13 protein-coding genes are annotated in these 16,392 nt (G+C 43.6%); 11 read left to right on the top strand and 2 right to left on the bottom strand.

Annotated elements, in window-relative coordinates:
* Window positions 1–114 precede the first annotated feature (114 nt).
* From mnmG to Q9R21_RS00405, 3 genes are all read left to right on the top strand, one after another.
* Window positions 115–1,995 (top strand): tRNA uridine-5-carboxymethylaminomethyl(34) synthesis enzyme MnmG, encoded by a 1,881-nt coding sequence (gene mnmG, locus Q9R21_RS00415; RefSeq protein ID WP_311203477.1) that lies wholly within the window; start codon window positions 115–117, stop codon window positions 1,993–1,995.
* Window positions 1,996–2,309: 314 nt separating this feature from the next.
* Entirely contained in the window at window positions 2,310–3,515 is a 1,206-nt protein-coding gene (gene mhpT / locus Q9R21_RS00410) for a 3-(3-hydroxy-phenyl)propionate transporter MhpT (protein ID WP_311203476.1), read from the top strand.
* A gap of 133 nt (window positions 3,516–3,648) precedes the next feature.
* Complete coding sequence (locus Q9R21_RS00405; protein WP_004279890.1) at window positions 3,649–3,975, top strand: hypothetical protein; 327 nt, start codon at window positions 3,649–3,651, stop codon at window positions 3,973–3,975.
* 49 nt (window positions 3,976–4,024) lie between these two features.
* Here Q9R21_RS00405 and glnG read toward each other — a convergent pair whose 3' ends face one another.
* On the bottom strand, window positions 4,025–5,500 hold the full coding sequence (gene glnG / locus Q9R21_RS00400) for a nitrogen regulation protein NR(I) (protein ID WP_180181322.1): 1,476 nt from the start codon (window positions 5,498–5,500) through the stop codon (window positions 4,025–4,027).
* On the bottom strand, window positions 5,487–6,596 hold the full coding sequence (gene glnL / locus Q9R21_RS00395; RefSeq protein WP_311203475.1) for a nitrogen regulation protein NR(II): 1,110 nt from the start codon (window positions 6,594–6,596) through the stop codon (window positions 5,487–5,489). The genes glnG and glnL overlap by 14 nt, the downstream gene beginning before the upstream one ends.
* 341 nt (window positions 6,597–6,937) lie before the next feature.
* On the opposite strand from glnL, the gene rimO reads away from it, so the two are divergent.
* From rimO to bamA, 8 genes are all read left to right on the top strand, one after another.
* Window positions 6,938–8,281 (top strand): 30S ribosomal protein S12 methylthiotransferase RimO, encoded by a 1,344-nt coding sequence (gene rimO / locus Q9R21_RS00390; protein ID WP_005107200.1) that lies wholly within the window; start codon window positions 6,938–6,940, stop codon window positions 8,279–8,281.
* Between the two features lie 46 nt (window positions 8,282–8,327).
* Window positions 8,328–9,056: a UMP kinase gene (gene pyrH / locus Q9R21_RS00385; protein WP_004279886.1), complete on the top strand. Its 729-nt coding sequence runs from the start codon at window positions 8,328–8,330 to the stop codon at window positions 9,054–9,056.
* Between the two features lie 80 nt (window positions 9,057–9,136).
* Window positions 9,137–9,691, top strand: coding sequence for a ribosome recycling factor (frr, locus tag Q9R21_RS00380; RefSeq protein ID WP_004279885.1), 555 nt, complete (start codon window positions 9,137–9,139; stop codon window positions 9,689–9,691).
* A gap of 7 nt (window positions 9,692–9,698) precedes the next feature.
* Entirely contained in the window at window positions 9,699–10,451 is a 753-nt protein-coding gene (uppS, locus tag Q9R21_RS00375) for a polyprenyl diphosphate synthase (RefSeq protein ID WP_004279884.1), read from the top strand.
* Between the two features lie 3 nt (window positions 10,452–10,454).
* Complete coding sequence (locus Q9R21_RS00370) at window positions 10,455–11,279, top strand: phosphatidate cytidylyltransferase (protein WP_004646715.1); 825 nt, start codon at window positions 10,455–10,457, stop codon at window positions 11,277–11,279.
* Window positions 11,280–12,476: a 1-deoxy-D-xylulose-5-phosphate reductoisomerase gene (ispC, locus tag Q9R21_RS00365; protein ID WP_311203474.1), complete on the top strand. Its 1,197-nt coding sequence runs from the start codon at window positions 11,280–11,282 to the stop codon at window positions 12,474–12,476.
* Between the two features lie 3 nt (window positions 12,477–12,479).
* Window positions 12,480–13,835 (top strand): RIP metalloprotease RseP, encoded by a 1,356-nt coding sequence (rseP, locus tag Q9R21_RS00360; RefSeq protein WP_311203473.1) that lies wholly within the window; start codon window positions 12,480–12,482, stop codon window positions 13,833–13,835.
* 39 nt (window positions 13,836–13,874) lie between these two features.
* A complete protein-coding gene (bamA, locus tag Q9R21_RS00355; protein WP_311203472.1) occupies window positions 13,875–16,379 on the top strand; it encodes an outer membrane protein assembly factor BamA in 2,505 nt (834 codons plus the stop codon).
* Window positions 16,380–16,392: the final 13 nt, after the last annotated feature.

The raw sequence follows: 16,392 nt of genomic DNA, 5'->3' as shown, positions 1-16,392 counted from the left end.
TGTTATGCGAGTTAAGTGCGATTTATCTCAGGATAAATTCAACTGAATCTGTCTACTTTAGAGTGAAATTTGCTATAATGCTCAGCTATTCTTTTTTATCTCTCAATTACCACTATGCATTATCCTAAAGTATACGATGTCATTGTTATCGGTGGCGGTCACGCCGGTACGGAAGCGGCTCTGGCTGCAGCGCGTATGGGTCGACAGACTTTACTCTTAACTCATAACATTGAGACTTTAGGGCAGATGAGCTGTAACCCGGCCATCGGTGGTATTGGTAAATCGCATTTGGTGCGTGAAATTGATGCCTTGGGCGGTGCGATGGCACTGGCTGCCGATAAAGGCGGTATTCAATTCCGTATTTTGAACTCGCGTAAAGGTGCTGCAGTACGTGCAACACGTGCGCAGGCGGACCGTGTACGTTATAAAGCGGCTATTCGCGAAACATTAGAAAACCAAGCAAACCTTGATATTTTTCAGCAAGCCGCAGATGACCTGATTGTTGAAGGCGATACCGTTAAAGGTGTGGTTACCCAAATGGGTATCCGTTTTGATGCGAAAACTGTGGTGCTGACAGCGGGTACATTCTTAGGTGGTGTCATCCACGTTGGTCTGGAGAAATCTAGCGGTGGTCGTGCTGGTGATCCGCCATCTATTTCACTTGCACATCGTTTGCGTGAACTTCAACTTCCAGTGGGTCGTTTAAAAACAGGTACACCACCGCGTATTGATGCACGTTCAGTCGATTTCTCTGTGATGACGCCACAGCCGGGTGATTTCCCGTCTCCAACCATGTCATTCATGGGCGATGCATCAATGCATCCTGAGCAGGTAAATTGCTATATCACGCATACTAATGAACGCACACATGAAATCATTCGTGGCGGTTTAGACCGTTCACCAATGTACACTGGTGTGATCGAAGGTGTGGGTCCACGTTACTGCCCATCGATTGAAGATAAAATTCACCGTTTTGCCGATAAAGATTCTCACCAAGTCTTTCTGGAGCCTGAAGGCCTGGATACACATGAGCTTTATCCAAATGGTATTTCGACTTCTTTACCGTTCGACGTTCAGTTTGAACTGGTTCGCTCGATCCGTGGTATGGAAAATGCGCACATTCTTCGTCCGGGCTATGCCATTGAATACGATTATTTCAACCCACAAGCGTTGAAATTTACCCTTGAAACCAAAGCAATTAATAACTTGTATTTCGCCGGTCAAATCAACGGCACAACCGGTTATGAAGAAGCGGGTGCGCAGGGTTTGCTTGCAGGCTTGAACGCTGCACGCCGTGCTTGGGATCAGGAGCAATGGACGCCAAAACGTGATGAAGCATACATGGGTGTTCTGGTCGATGACCTGATCACATTAGGTACCAAAGAACCATACCGTATGTTCACCTCACGTGCCGAATACCGTTTGATGCTGCGTGAAGATAACGCAGATCAGCGTTTAACAGCCATTGGTCGTGAAATGGGTCTGGTGGATGACGCGCGTTGGGCAGTATACTGTGAGAAAATGGAAGCAGTGGAAAAAGAAACAGGCCGTTTGCAACACTTGTGGGCCGCACCAAATAACCCAATGGGTAAGAAATTCGTTGAGATGACCGGTTCAGACCTGTCTAAAGAATGTTCGGCGATTGATTTGTTGAAACGTCCAAACATTTCATTTGCTCAAATTGCAGAGTTAACCAATTCTGAAGTATCACCATTTGTCGGTGAGCAAATTGAAATTGCAGTGAAATATGCGGGTTATATTAATCGTCAGCATGAAGACGTCGCACAAATGAAACGTCTTGAAGAAACCCGTATTCCTGCGGATTTCGATTATGACATCGTGTCAGGTCTGTCCCGTGAAATTACCCTGAAACTGAAAGATGTTCGTCCTGAAACATTGGCGCAAGCCAGTCGTATTCCAGGTGTAACCCCTGCAGCAGTTCAACTGGTGATGATTACAATTCGTAAGAATGCACAAGCAAAGAAATCTGCTTAAGATTTTGCGCTAAAAAAGCCCGCGTTAAGCGGGCTTTTTATCGGCTCGTAGTTTTGTATAAGTTTTGACTATCGTTGAATTAAAAATAACTACAATTAAATTAAGTGTTTGATAAATATATATAATAAATATTATTAAGATGTGTTAAGTCTATAAATACAATCTTTTAGGTCTAATTTGGAGGGTATTTACACATGTTGATGTGCTTAAACCCGACTATTGTCGTGCTATTTCTCTATCAAGATTAGGTTAAGAATAATGCAACGGATCGTCACACTATCAAACGGTTTGTGAATTATTGATGGAGATCAGTCATGGCGCAGCCATATAGCGGAAAAGCCCAAAAAATATTAACCATATTCTTATGTTTTTGGGTCGCATTTTTTGAAGGTTTTGACCTTCAAGCTCCCGGGATTGCAGCGAAAGGAATTGCGGCAAGCTTTAGTTTAGATCAAATCCAAATGGGCTATGTATTTAGTCTGGGTGTCTTTGGAATGCTATTTGGCGCATTCTTTGGCGGACGTATTGCGGACTATTTGGGACAAAAGAAAGTCCTAATGCTTTCTGTGACTATTTTTGGTCTGTTCATGTCGCTGACTGCAATTGCACCAAGCGTCGAAGTTTTATATGCAGCGCGTTTCTTTACCGGTCTGGGTTTGGGTGCGGCAATGCCAACCATGATTTCAGTCGTCGGTGATGAAGCAACCGAAGCCAACCGTGGCAAGCTAAATAGTCTGATGTATTGTGGTTTACCGGTAGGGGCGATCTTTGTTGCCGGTCTGGCTATGCTACTTCCGGATATTCAATGGCAAACCTTATTCCTGATTGGGGGATTAACGCCTTTAGCACTGATTCCATTGATGGCATTTATTCTTAAAGATAAGCCTAAAGTGAATGCGGAAGTACCGGTTTCTGGCGAAGCTGTGCCGGGAATGGCTGAGGTGTTGTTCAAGCAGCGACAGTATAAAAATACAGTGCCTCTTTGGGTTGGCTTCTTTTTTACCTTGATGATCAATTATATTTTGATTAGCTGGTTGCCAAATTTACTTATGGAACAAGGTTTGCAGAAACAGCAGGCATTTTTGGTGATGTTGGTGTTCCAGGTGGGCGCTGTCATTGGAACCCTAAGCCTGGGTTATTTACTGGACCGTTTAAAGCTCTGGCAAATGGCGATTATCATTTATAGTGGCTTGTTTGTTGCCTTGGTATTGTTATTCACCACAACTTCTATTCCGTTATTAATTTTGGCGGGAGTCATGGGTGGCATTTTCTCTACGGGTGGTCAATCTATTCTATATGGGATCTCACCGATTTTTTACTCAGGCGCAGGCAAAGTGACAGGCGTGGGCAGTGCGATCTCTTTAGGGCGTTTAGGGGCGATGACTGGACCATTATTAACTGGAAAAATTCTGGCATTAGGTTTGGGCACCACAGGTATTCTTGTGGCAAGTTTACCAGCAGTGGTCGTATCGGCAGTAGCCGTCACTGCACTATCACGTTATAAGGCTGCTCATAAGTAATTAATCATTGAGATCTATCAATACAAAAAGGGAATCTGAAAATTCCCTTTTTTATCGTCGAGACTTTTAATTGAATAAAGTCAGTCCATAAAATTTGCTAAAATATACGAATAGCAAACAGATTGATTTTTATATGGCTTATCAACTTATTCCACTCTCGATTCAGGCCACTGATAATATTGCCTGTCCACATTGTCAGCACAACGTGATTGATTGGGCAGAAGAGCAGTATGTGCAACCTTGTGAACATACCCTGTTTATTGCCATGGATATTGGCTTTGAATATATGACGGATGAATTCGAGCACAGCATGCCGCGTTCTGTAGATGATCTGCATGCCAATGATGATCAGGTGAATATGCTGGATGAAATCACCCAAGCGACTTATTCAAATTATCTGATATATAAGTCTGATCTGGGCATAGATGGGTATTTCCGCTATGTGGGTTTTACTGCATAAATCATCATCAATAAAAAAGCGCCAATCGGCGCTTTTTTATATGGAAAGATTAACTTTCTATTTCTTCTTCGATTTCATCATCCGTAGTATCCATGCCCAGTTCTTTAAGCTTGCGCGTTAAAGTATTACGACCCCAACCTAAAAGTTCTGCGGCATGACGTTTACGGCCACGGGTTTGTTGCAAGGCTGCATTAATCAAGGTGCGTTCAAACATCGGCGTCGCAACATCCAGAAGTTTCATTTCACCGTTTTTGAGTTTCTGCATCGCCCATTGACCCAGTAATTCATCCCAGTGATGCGGTGCGATCTGGTTCAGCGTTGGAATTGGCGCGCCCGGATCCTGCTGATGAATTGGAATCTGTTTTAGTTCAGGTGGCAAGTCTTCAGGATAGACTTCACGGCCTGTGATCATTACTGTCAGCCAGCGACAGGTATTTTCAAGTTGACGTACGTTACCTTGCCACGGCAATTTTTGCATATATTCCTGGGTTTCAGGACGCAAAATCTTTGGATTGACCCCAAGTTCCTTTCCGGCACGCGCCAGAAAATGCTGCGCCAGCATCGGAATATCTTCACTGCGATGTGCCAGTTTTGGAATATGAATACGAATTACATTCAGTCGATGATACAAGTCTTCACGGAAGCGACCCTCATGAACCAGTTTTTCCAGATCCTGATGTGTCGCTGCCACGATACGCACATCGACCTTAACCGGAATATGACCGCCAACTCGGTAGAACTCTCCATCGGCTAGGACACGCAATAAACGGGTCTGGGTCTCAAATGGCATATCGCCAATTTCATCTAAAAACAGCGTACCGCCATTTGCCTGTTCAAAACGACCTTGGCGCTGGGTATTAGCACCGGTAAATGCACCTTTCTCATGGCCGAAAAGTTCAGTTTCGATCAGGTCTTTTGGAATCGCCGCCATATTGAGGGCAATAAAAGGTTTTGAGCTGCGTGGTGAATGACGATGCAGGGCATGCGCTACCAGTTCTTTACCTGTACCAGACTCACCATTAATCAACACGGTAATATGCGATTGTGATAAACGGCCAATGGCACGAAACACTTCCTGCATGGCAGGCGATTCACCAATAATTTCGGTAGATTGAATTGGTGGAGCCGCTTTTGCTGATTCTTGTTGCTGTAGCTTGGTGATATGTAAAATTGCACGATTTACCAGCGCCAGTGCTTCATCAATATCAAAAGGCTTAGGCAGATATTCAAAAGCACCAGTTTGATAGCTAGAAACAGCCGATTCTAAGTCTGAATGCGCCGTCATAATAATGACAGGTAGGTCAGGATAACTGTGTTTAACCTTGCCCAGGAAGGTAAGTCCATCAATACCCGGCATGCGGATATCGGTCAAAATCACATCGGGTGCCTCCAGACTCAGTTGGTCTAGTGCAGATTGTGCTTCTTCAAAACTGGTCACATCCAGACCTTCCTCTTTAAAGGTCTTTTCCAGTACCCAGCGCATGGCGCGATCGTCATCAATCACCCATATTTTATTTCGCGACATGATTCGACTCCCAAGGTAAATATAAGCTAAAGACGGTTTTTCCAGCCACGGACTGACACTCGATCATGCCGTTGTGCTGATGAATAATATTTTGAGCAATACTGAGGCCCAGTCCGGTACCTTTTGCGCGACTGGTGACCAGCGGATAAAACACCGATTCGATAATATCTTCCGGCACACCTGGACCGTTGTCTTCAATATCAATCCTTACTACAGAGCGGTGAATCACCCCGTTAATGGTAAAGAGACGCTGAATCCGGGTTCTTAAAATCAGTTCCGGTTGATGTTCGACAAAGAACTCCTTGTTCTCGGTCATGGCCTGTACGGCATTGGCGCAAATATTCAAAATGACCTGAATCAATTGGTCGCGGTCTGCCAGAACTTCCGGTAAGGACAGGTCGTAATCCCGGGTAATCTTGATTTTCTTTTTGGTCTGATTGGCAATCAGTGAACGCACCCGTTCCAGAGGTTCATGCACATTGACCAGTTCATAGCTCGGAAGCTGGCGTGAACCGAGCATGGTATCGGCCAGATTTCTGAGTCGATCCACTTCGCTAATAATAATGTCGGTAAATTCTTTGTATTGTGGATCATTCAAACTGCGTGCCAGGAGTTGAGTCGCCCCGCGAATGCCACCCAAGGGATTCTTGATTTCATGCGCAACACCGCGAATCAGCTGACGCGCTACCTGATGCTGTTGCAGCAGATTTTCTTCACGCGAGATTTTTAACATGCGATCGCGAGGATTGAGTTCGATGAGCAGTAGCGGATGATAAGGTTTGCCCAGATTTAGCTGAGAAACAGTGTAGTCAACATGAATGTCTTTAAAGTTGACCAGAATAGTGGCTTCGCGGCGTGTATAAGGTTGTCCCGTACTTAAAGTATTATTCAGGGCTTCTTCGGTATTGAACTCATCTGTCGGGTTTTGCAGAATATTGAGTACGGATGTGCCGCTCGCGCGGAATAAGCTCACATCAAATAAGGCTTCACAGGCAGAATTCAGATAATAAATATTAAGATCGCGGTCTATCAATAAAATACACGTGGTCATATTGTCCACTAAAGCACGATAGTCGATCGGAATAATTTGATCCATTCGCGGGTTTGTTCCTGTATTAAAATGGCGCAATGGCATCTTCATAAAGCAATTTAATCAATTTTAAGTTCTGATTTGATGCAAGATGCACGCCAACTTTTATGACGAGAGATTATTTATTGCGATGAAATGCAGAAATGTGACAGAGCAACACAATTCATCTTAGATATAGCGGATTAAATTGAGGCTGTAAATCTAAAATGATTCATTTTGGTGCATGAGTGGGTATGTTGAATATTTTATGGCAATATTTTAGTGCATGATGCAAAGAGTCAGGTTTTCAACTATTTTTATGATGCGAAAAGACATACAATACGCGCATTCTAGTAGAGCGAAAATTCATGAAGTCCCCCAAAGTCGGTTTTGTATCTTTAGGTTGTCCTAAGGCATTGGTAGATTCTGAACGTATTTTAACCCAGTTAAAGACTGAAGGTTATGACGTCGCTTCGGATTATGACGGTGCTGATTTAGTTGTAGTAAATACCTGTGGTTTCATTGAATCCGCAGTGCAAGAATCGCTAGATGCGATTGGTGAGGCGATGAGCGCGAATGGTCGCGTGATCGTAACAGGTTGTCTAGGTAAAGACGAAGACAAGATTCGCCAAATGCATCCCAATGTCCTGAAAGTGACAGGTGCAGCGGCATATAAAGAAGTTATGGATGCGGTTCATCAATACGTACCTGAGCCGCCAAAACACAATCCATTTATTGATCTGGTTCCAGAGCAAGGCATCCGCCTGACGCCAAAACACTATGCTTATCTGAAAATATCTGAAGGCTGCAACCATCGTTGTACCTTCTGTATTATTCCAAGCATGCGTGGCGATCTGGTTTCACGTCCAGTCGGTTCTGTGCTTGATGAAGCTGCAGCGCTGAAACGTGCCGGTGTAAAAGAAGTACTCGTCATCTCCCAGGATACTTCTGCTTATGGCCTGGACACGAAATACAAGCTGGATTTCTGGAATGGCCAGCCGGTTAAAACCAAATTCTATGACATGTGTGAAGCATTAGGTCAGTTGGGAATCTGGGTGCGTTTGCACTATGTTTACCCGTATCCGCATGTGGATGCTGTGATTGACCTGATGGCACAAGGTAAAATCCTGCCTTATCTGGATATTCCATTCCAGCACGCGAGTCCAAAAATTCTCAAACTGATGAAGCGCCCTGCGCACAGTGAAAATACACTGGAGCGTTTGAAAATCTGGCGCGAGAAATGTCCTGATCTGGTGTTGCGTTCAACATTCGTGGTGGGCTTCCCGGGTGAAACTGAAGAAGACTTCCAGATGTTACTGGACTGGCTGAAAGAAGCCCAGCTGGATCGTGTGGGATGTTTTACCTATTCGCCAGTTGAAGGTGCGACAGCAAATGATTTGCCAGATCACGTTCCTGAAGAAATTAAACAAGAGCGTTATGAGCGTTTCATGCAGGTTCAGCAAGAAATCTCGGCAGCCAAACTCCAAAAACGTATCGGTCAGACCATGACTGTGCTGGTAGATGACCTGGAAGATGAATTCCCGGTAGCGGTTGCGCGTTCTTATGCAGATGCACCTGAAATTGATGGTAATGTTTTTGTTGAAGATATCGATAAAAGCGTCATCAAGGCGGGGGATTTACTTGAAGTCGAAATTACTGATGCAGATGAATACGATCTGTATGCAAAACTCATTTCAATCAAGTCTGCTTAAGATTTTGAATTAAAAAAATTTAAATTGAATACTTTGGAGTTTGATGATGTTGGATTCTAAAAAGCCACGCTTTGGTCGCATCCTGTTAAAGCTTTCTGGTGAAGCGCTGGCAGGCAATAAAGACATGGGGATCGATGCACAAGTGCTCGATCAAATGTCACTTTCTATTGCGCACCTCGTGGGTTTAGGCGTACAAGTAGGTATTGTTGTGGGTGGTGGTAACCTGTATCGCGGTAGTCAGCTACAAAAAGATGGTCTGGTTGGCCGCGTAACTGGTGACCAGATGGGTATGCTGGCAACAGTCATGAACGGTTTAGCACTTCGCGACGCTTTGGTGCGCCGTAATATTAAAACCCGTTTAATGTCTGCATTGCCAATTGGTGCTGTAGTTGAGTCTTACTCAAGCCGTGATGCGATCCGTCACCTGACTCAGGGTGAAGTGTGTGTATTCGTGGCAGGTACAGGTAATCCGTTCTTTACGACAGATACAGCTGCCTGTTTACGTGGTATTGAAATCGAATCAGACTTGATCTTGAAAGCGACCAAAGTTGATGGCGTATATAATAAAGATCCAAGCAAATATGATGATGCGGTTAAATATGACACATTGACTTTTGACCAAGTTCTGGACGAAAAGCTGGGTGTGATGGACTTAACTGCAATCTGTTTATGTCGTGATCACAATGTGCCGCTACAAGTATTCGATATGAATAAATCTGGCGCATTGCTTTCCGTTGTGATGGGTGAAAAAGAAGGGACTCACGTTACCAATTAATGACGTGAGCACCAAAGCACTTTATACTACACGCTAATTTAGTAATAACCTCTTTTCAAGAATTAAGTAAGGAAGATCATATGATTAACGATCTTAAAAAAGACAGCGAAGACCGTATGAACAAAACTCTAGAATCTCTAGAGCATGGTTTTGCAAAAGTTCGTACCGGTCGTGCGCATCCATCAATTTTAAATAACGTGATGGTTTCTTACTATGGTTCAGACGTTCCATTGAACCAGGTGGCAAACGTAGGTGTTGAAGATTCACGTACTTTGTTAATCCAGCCTTTCGAGCGTTCAATGGTTTCTGCAATTGATAAAGCGATTCGTGAATCTGACTTGGGTCTGAACCCAATTACAGCAGATGCGATTCGTGTGCCGATGGCGGCGTTAACTGAAGAAACGCGTCGTGACATGCAAAAAGTTGCGCGTAATGAAGCAGAAAATGCCAAAGTAGCGATCCGTAACATCCGCCGTGATGTATTGGGCGATATCAAAGCTTTGTTAAAAGAAAAAGAAATTTCTGAAGACGAAGAGCGTCGTGCTGCTGACGAAATCCAGAAAATTACTGACAAATTTGTTGCTGAAGTTGACAAGCGCTTGGCTGCGAAAGAAGCTGAATTGATGAAGGTCTAATTCATCGATGACCGTTGCTGAAGAAAATTCCCGTCTTCCGAAACATGTTGCCATCATTATGGATGGCAACAATCGTTTTGCCAAAAAAAATCAGATGCAGAAAGGTGATGGACACCGTGAAGGAAAAACGGTTCTGGATCCGATCGTTGAACACTGTAAAAAAAGAAATATCCAGGCTTTAACTGTATTTGCCTTTTCCAGTGAAAACTGGAATCGTCCACAGTTTGAAGTTGAATTGCTCATGAAATTGCTGGTTGACACCATTCATGAACAATTACCCCGCATGGAAAAATTCAATATTGCCTTACGCTTTATCGGTGATCGCAGCCGTTTGTCCCCAGAATTACAGGGGCTTATGTTGCATGCCGAAGAAAGGACTGCTAATTTCAATAGTATGACACTCACTATTGCAATCAGTTATGGTGGTATGTGGGATATGGCACAAGCTGCACAGCGAATTGCCAGCGATGTTTTAACAAATAAATTAGATCTTGATGCAATTAATACTGATGTATTTGGTCAATATGTCAGCCTTGGTGATTTACCTGCAGTTGATCTGCTGATTCGTACGGGTGGGGACTTCCGTCTGTCGAATTTCCTGTTGTGGCAGGCAGCCTATGCAGAGCTGTATTTCACTGAGACGCTATGGCCAGAATTTACCGTTGAAGAACTTGATGATGCACTTGCCGTATTTGGCGGGCGTGAACGTCGTTTTGGTAAAACATCAGAACAGATTCATCAGGAAAAACTTGAGAATTAATACATGTTTGAGCGGATTATAACCGCATTGGTGTTGGTAGCAGTTGTACTGAGCTGTATGTTTGCTACCGAATCACATTATCCAATGTTTGTATTGATGGTTCTTGCTGCTGGGGTGGCCGGTTATGAGTGGTTCAAACTCATGCCGCGAAAATTTAAATATGTCATCAAACCTGTTGCTTGGGGATATGGAGTGCTCACTGCAGCACTTTCAGCTTTGGCATTGTATTTTGCCGAAGTTGCCTTATTGTTATGGGTGGCTTCTATAATTACTTGGTTGCTCAGCATTTACTGGGTTAAAACCTATCCTGAATATGATGGCTGGTACAACGCCAGCCTGCACGGAATCGGCGTAGTTCTGATCTCTGCTGCGGTTACTGCAATTTTCTCTGTCTGGCAAAGTTCACCGTGGTGGCTGATGTACCTGTTTTTACTGGTATGGGGCGCAGATAGTGGTGCGTATTTTGTGGGTCGTAAATTTGGCAAGAAAAAGTTGGCGCCGAATGTTAGTCCTAATAAATCTGTGGAAGGGCTGTATGGTGGTATTGTTACTTCAATGCTGATTGTAACGGCAGTTGCCTTACTTTATCTGGATATGACCTGGCCAGAACTGATTTTATTCCTGATTCTCTCTGTGGTTACAGTATTTAGTTCGGTACTGGGTGACCTGTTTGAATCCATGATCAAACGTCGTGCCGGTATTAAGGATTCAGGTCGAATTTTGCCAGGACATGGCGGAGTACTGGATCGTATTGATTCTTTGCTTGCTGCAGCTCCAATCTTTGCAGCAGGTATGGCTGTTTTAAAACTTATTGGTGTAGATTTATAAATGTCACAAGCAGTTTGTATACTGGGTGCTACAGGTTCCATTGGTCAAAGTACTTTAAAAATCTTGCAGCGACATCCTGAAGCATACTCGGTTTTTGCTGTGACCGCGCAAAGTCGTATCGAGGAGCTGGTTGAAATTTGCCGGCAATACCGTCCTAAAGTGGCGGTGGTGCCGGCTGAAAAAGTAGATGAACTCTCAAAACGACTCCAGCAACATCATTTGGCTAATATTGAAATTCTGCAAGATGAAGCCGGTTTAATTGCTGTGGCTGAACACGCTGATGTTGATATTGTGATGGCAGCAATCGTTGGGGCTGCAGGATTATTGCCGACATTGGCTGCTGTGAAAGCGGGTAAACGCGTACTGTTGGCCAATAAAGAAGCTTTGGTGATGTCGGGTGACATCATGATGCAGGCAGCGCGCGATCATGGGGCATTACTGCTTCCCGTTGACTCTGAACATAACGCGATTTTCCAATGTCTGCCACAGCATTATTTTGAGGCAGAGCGTCATGGCAAGCCCAAACTGGGTGTATCCCAGATTCTGCTGACCGCGTCGGGTGGGCCGTTTCTGAACCATAGCATGCAGCAACTTGAAGAGGTCACACCTGCCCAAGCTTGCAAGCATCCTAACTGGTCCATGGGTCAAAAAATTTCAGTCGATTCTGCTACCTTGATGAATAAAGGTTTAGAATTGATCGAAGCCTGCCATTTGTTTGCAGTTCAAGAACAATTTGTTACAGTTGTTGTGCATCCACAGAGTATTATTCACTCCATGGTTCAATACGTTGATGGTTCGACTTTGGCACAAATGGGTAATCCAGATATGGGCACGCCTATTGCACATGCTTTGGCATGGCCTGAGCGTATTAGTACGCATGTGGTGCCACTGGATCTGTTTATGCATTCACAACTTAATTTTCAAGAACCGGATATGCTCCGTTTCCCTGCATTAAAACTGGCCCGTCAGGCCATGCAGAGTGGCGGAATTGCACCTACGATTTTAAATGCGGCCAATGAAATTGCAGTTGCTGCATTTTTAAATCAACAGATCAGATTTACCCAAATTCCTCAGGTAGTTGAGCATGTCCTAAATCAGATGGACAATCAACCTGCACATGATCTGGAGGCTATCTTGCAAGCAGATCAAATGGCACGAGGTTTATCACAGCAATACGTTGTGAGTAAAGGAAGTTAAGATATGAATGCCTTGTTTATGATTGCCGCAGCAATTCTCTTACTCGGTCCCTTAATTGCGATTCACGAGTTCGGTCACTATATTGTGGCGCGTAAACTGGGCGTTAAAGTATTGGTCTATTCCATTGGATTTGGGCCAACATTATTAAAATGGACCTCGAAAAAATCCGGAATTCAGTATCAATTGTCTGCCTTACCTTTGGGTGGCTACGTCAAGATGCTGGATGAACGTGAGGGTAATGTTGCTGAAGAAGACTTACCCAAAGCTTTTAATCGTCAGCATCCGTGGAAGCGGATTGCCATCGTGGCAGCGGGTCCATTGATCAACTTGATTTTTGCAGTTCTTCTATTCTGGGTGTTATTTTTACCGGCACAAGAACAGCTCAATACCCGTGTGGGTAAAGTTTTACCAAATACGCCTGCTGCCACCGTACAAATGCAGCCGGGTGACAAAATTGTAGCTGTGGATGGTACTCAGGTGGAAACTTGGGAAAAGCTCAGTTATGCCTTGGTGGATCGTGTTGGTGAAACTGGTGTGGTTTCTATTCAGGCAGATCGCGCTGGTGAAAACAAATTGTTCCAGTTGCCGATTCAAAACTATTTAAAAGATCAAAGTCAATCGCCGCTAGAAAGCCTGGGGTTCTTGCCTTATCGGCCAGAAATTCCGGCAGTGATCAGCAAGCTGAGTGAAGATGGTGCAGCCATCCGTCAAGGTTTGAAAGAAGGCGACAAGATCCTGGCTATTGACGGCGTTCAGATGAAAGACTGGTTTGATGTGGTGCAGGTGGTACAGGCATCTCCAGAAAAATTACTCAAAATGGATGTACTACGCGAAAATCAGGTGGTTCAGTTTGAGGTCATGCCGCAAGGTAAACGTGACAATATGGGCAATGTGACCGGTATGCTGGGCGTACAAAGCGATCCGGGTAAACTGAACATTCCTGCAGAATATAAACAGACCATTCATTACTCGCCAGGCGAAGCACTGGTAATGGCATTTGATAAAACAGCACATTTATCTTCGATGATTCTAAACTCGATTGTCAAAATGGTACGCGGTCTAATTGGTCTGGATAATTTATCAGGTCCAATTACCATTGCCAAAGTGGCAGGACAAAGCGCAGAAATGGGCTGGGAAACTTTTATTTCCTTTATGGCGCTAATGAGTGTAAGTTTAGGAATATTAAATCTACTACCCATTCCAATGCTTGATGGCGGACATCTGGTTTACTATTTTGTTGAATTAATTCGTGGTAAACCTGTTTCCGAACAAATACAATTGGTTGGACTAAAAATTGGTATGGTACTGCTCGGCAGTATGATGCTTCTGGCATTATTTAATGATTTTATGCGTTTATAACAACGTAAATGGAATAAATTAACAGCGGAAAAGACTGGCATGCAGCACACACATTTATTTATGCCTCTGGCACTCGTTAGTGCAATGGCAGTAGCACAACAAGTATATGCAGCAGATGAATTCATTGTACAAGATATAAAATTTGATGGATTAGTACGTTTAACTCCTGACAATGTGTATGGCCTAGTGCCAATTAACAGTGGTGATCGGGTCAATGATCCAATCATTGCCAATGCAATTCGTAGCATGTATGCATCAGGCCTATTTGATGACATTAAAGCCGTGCAGCAAGGCAATACTTTGGTTTTCCAAGTGGTTGAACGCCCGGTTATTTCGAAAATCGAATTGAAAGGCAATAAGCTGATTCCTAAGGAAGCGCTTGAAGAAGGCCTGAAAAAAATGGGTCTGGCTGAAGGCGAAGTGCTGAAAAAATCAGCGCTGCAAACTATTGAAACTGAACTTGAACAGCAATACATGCAGCAAGGTCGTTATGATGCCGATATTACGGTCACCACGACGCCTCGACCAAATAACCGTGTTGAGTTGCTGATTGATTTTATTGAAGGTAAAGCGGCTAAAGTTTTCGATATCAATATTATCGGGAATACCGTATTTAAAGAGTCTGATATCAAGCAGGCCTTTGCCGTAAAAGAAAGTGGCTGGAGTTCGGTCATTTCGCGTAATGACCGTTATGCACGTGAAAAGATGGCGGCGAGCCTAGAAGCTTTGCGTGCCATGTATCTGAATCGCGGTTATATCAATTTTAATATTACCAATTCCAGCCTGAACTTGAGTGAAGATAAAAAGAATGTTTTCATCGAAGTTTCTGTGGATGAAGGCGAACAATTTAAATTTGGTCAAACCAAATATTTAGGAGATGCACTTTATAAGACTGAAGAATTACAGGCTTTACAAATTTTCAAAGAAGGCGAAATTTATTCGCAGGAAAAAGTCAACGCGGTTAAGCAGTTATTGCAGCGTAAGTATGGTAATGCAGGTTATTACTATGCAGAAGTCAATATTGTTCCTCAAATTAACAACGAAACCAAACTGGTTGATCTAAATTATTATATTAATCCGGGTCAGCAAGTCACGGTGCGACGTATTAATTTCACTGGTAATACGAAAACTGCAGATGAAGTACTACGTCGTGAAATGCGCCAAATGGAAGGTGCACTTGCTAGTAATGAAAAGATTGACCTGTCTAAGGTCCGTCTGGAGCGTACCGGGTTCTTTAAAACTGTCGATATCAAACCTGCACGTATTCCGGGTGCACCAGATCAGGTGGACTTGAATGTTGCCGTTGAAGAGCAGCATTCAGGGACCAGTACTCTTGCAGTTGGTTTCTCGCAAAGCGGTGGTGTAACTTTCCAGGCAGGTTTAAGCCAGACTAACTTCCTGGGTACAGGTAATAGTGTTTCAATCGATTTGTCGCGTTCTGAAACGCAAGATTACTATAACTTGAGTGTGATGGACCCGTACTTCACCATTGATGGTGTGCGTCGCGGCTATAACATGTACTACCGTAAAACCAAGCTGGATGATGACTATAACGTCAACAACTATGTAACGGACAGTTTTGGTGGTGGGATTAACTTTGGTTATCCAATTGACGAAAACCAAAGTGTTAGCCTAGGCCTGAATATTGATCAGACGGATGTAACCACTGGGCCTTATGTTTCTACTTATGTTGCGGATTATCTAGAACGCAATGGTGGTAAAGAGACACGAAGCGGTGAATATTGCCCGGCTCAAATTGAGACACTGACAGGTAATTGTGTTGATGAAAATGGTAATCCAGTTAATACAACCACCTATGGTCAAGAATTTAAAGGTGAGTTTTTTACCTATAACCTGAACTTAGGCTGGTCATATAATACTTTAAACCGCCCAATGTTCCCTACAAATGGTATGTCACATCGAATCAATGGTGAAATTGCATTGCCAGGCAGTGATGTGGAGTATCAAAAAGTCACTTATGATGCTCAGGCATTCTTCCCATTAGGCAAGGATTTTGTTCTGCGTGGTTATGGTAAGTTGGGTTATGGTAATGACCTACCATTCTACAAGAATTTCTATGCCGGTGGTTTTGGCTCAGTTCGTGGTTATGAAAACAGTACATTGGGGCCTAAATATCCGGGTGTATATTTCTCTGATATTAGCCAAACTGATCCGTCTCCTGAAGAAGTGGGTGGTAATGCACTGGTTCAATTTGGTACCGAACTAGTACTTCCGGTACCATTTAAAGGGGATTGGGCACGTCAGGTTCGTCCGGTTATCTTTGCGGAAGGTGCGCAAGTGTTTGATACCCAGTGTGATGTATCAAATGAAAATATTTTCGTTAATGGCACTTCAGTAAATGGAAAGCAGTACTGTAAAGATAACTTCGGTTTTGATGCAGATAATATGCGTTATAGCGTGGGTGCTGGTTTCACCTGGATCACCATGATTGGCCCATTATCACTTAGCTATGCTTATCCGTTGAATAAAAAAGATGGTGATGATACTAAAAACATCCAGTTCGAAATTGGACGTACTTTCTAAAATCGGTTTGACC

The sequence above is a fragment of the Acinetobacter sp. RG5 genome (genome assembly GCF_031844265.1).
Classification (GTDB): Bacteria; Pseudomonadota; Gammaproteobacteria; order Pseudomonadales; family Moraxellaceae; genus Acinetobacter.
This window is presented reverse-complemented; position numbering and strand designations above follow the sequence as displayed.

Coding starts and splice junctions, on each gene's coding strand:
- mnmG (WP_311203477.1), top strand. CDS start 115: ATGCATTATCCTAAAGTATACGATGTCATTGTTATCGGTGGCGGTCAC.
- mhpT (WP_311203476.1), top strand. CDS start 2,310: ATGGCGCAGCCATATAGCGGAAAAGCCCAAAAAATATTAACCATATTC.
- Q9R21_RS00405 (WP_004279890.1), top strand. CDS start 3,649: ATGGCTTATCAACTTATTCCACTCTCGATTCAGGCCACTGATAATATT.
- glnG (WP_180181322.1), bottom strand. CDS start 5,500: ATGTCGCGAAATAAAATATGGGTGATTGATGACGATCGCGCCATGCGC.
- glnL (WP_311203475.1), bottom strand. CDS start 6,596: ATGGATCAAATTATTCCGATCGACTATCGTGCTTTAGTGGACAATATG.
- rimO (WP_005107200.1), top strand. CDS start 6,938: ATGAAGTCCCCCAAAGTCGGTTTTGTATCTTTAGGTTGTCCTAAGGCA.
- pyrH (WP_004279886.1), top strand. CDS start 8,328: ATGTTGGATTCTAAAAAGCCACGCTTTGGTCGCATCCTGTTAAAGCTT.
- frr (WP_004279885.1), top strand. CDS start 9,137: ATGATTAACGATCTTAAAAAAGACAGCGAAGACCGTATGAACAAAACT.
- uppS (WP_004279884.1), top strand. CDS start 9,699: ATGACCGTTGCTGAAGAAAATTCCCGTCTTCCGAAACATGTTGCCATC.
- Q9R21_RS00370 (WP_004646715.1), top strand. CDS start 10,455: ATGTTTGAGCGGATTATAACCGCATTGGTGTTGGTAGCAGTTGTACTG.
- ispC (WP_311203474.1), top strand. CDS start 11,280: ATGTCACAAGCAGTTTGTATACTGGGTGCTACAGGTTCCATTGGTCAA.
- rseP (WP_311203473.1), top strand. CDS start 12,480: ATGAATGCCTTGTTTATGATTGCCGCAGCAATTCTCTTACTCGGTCCC.
- bamA (WP_311203472.1), top strand. CDS start 13,875: ATGCAGCACACACATTTATTTATGCCTCTGGCACTCGTTAGTGCAATG.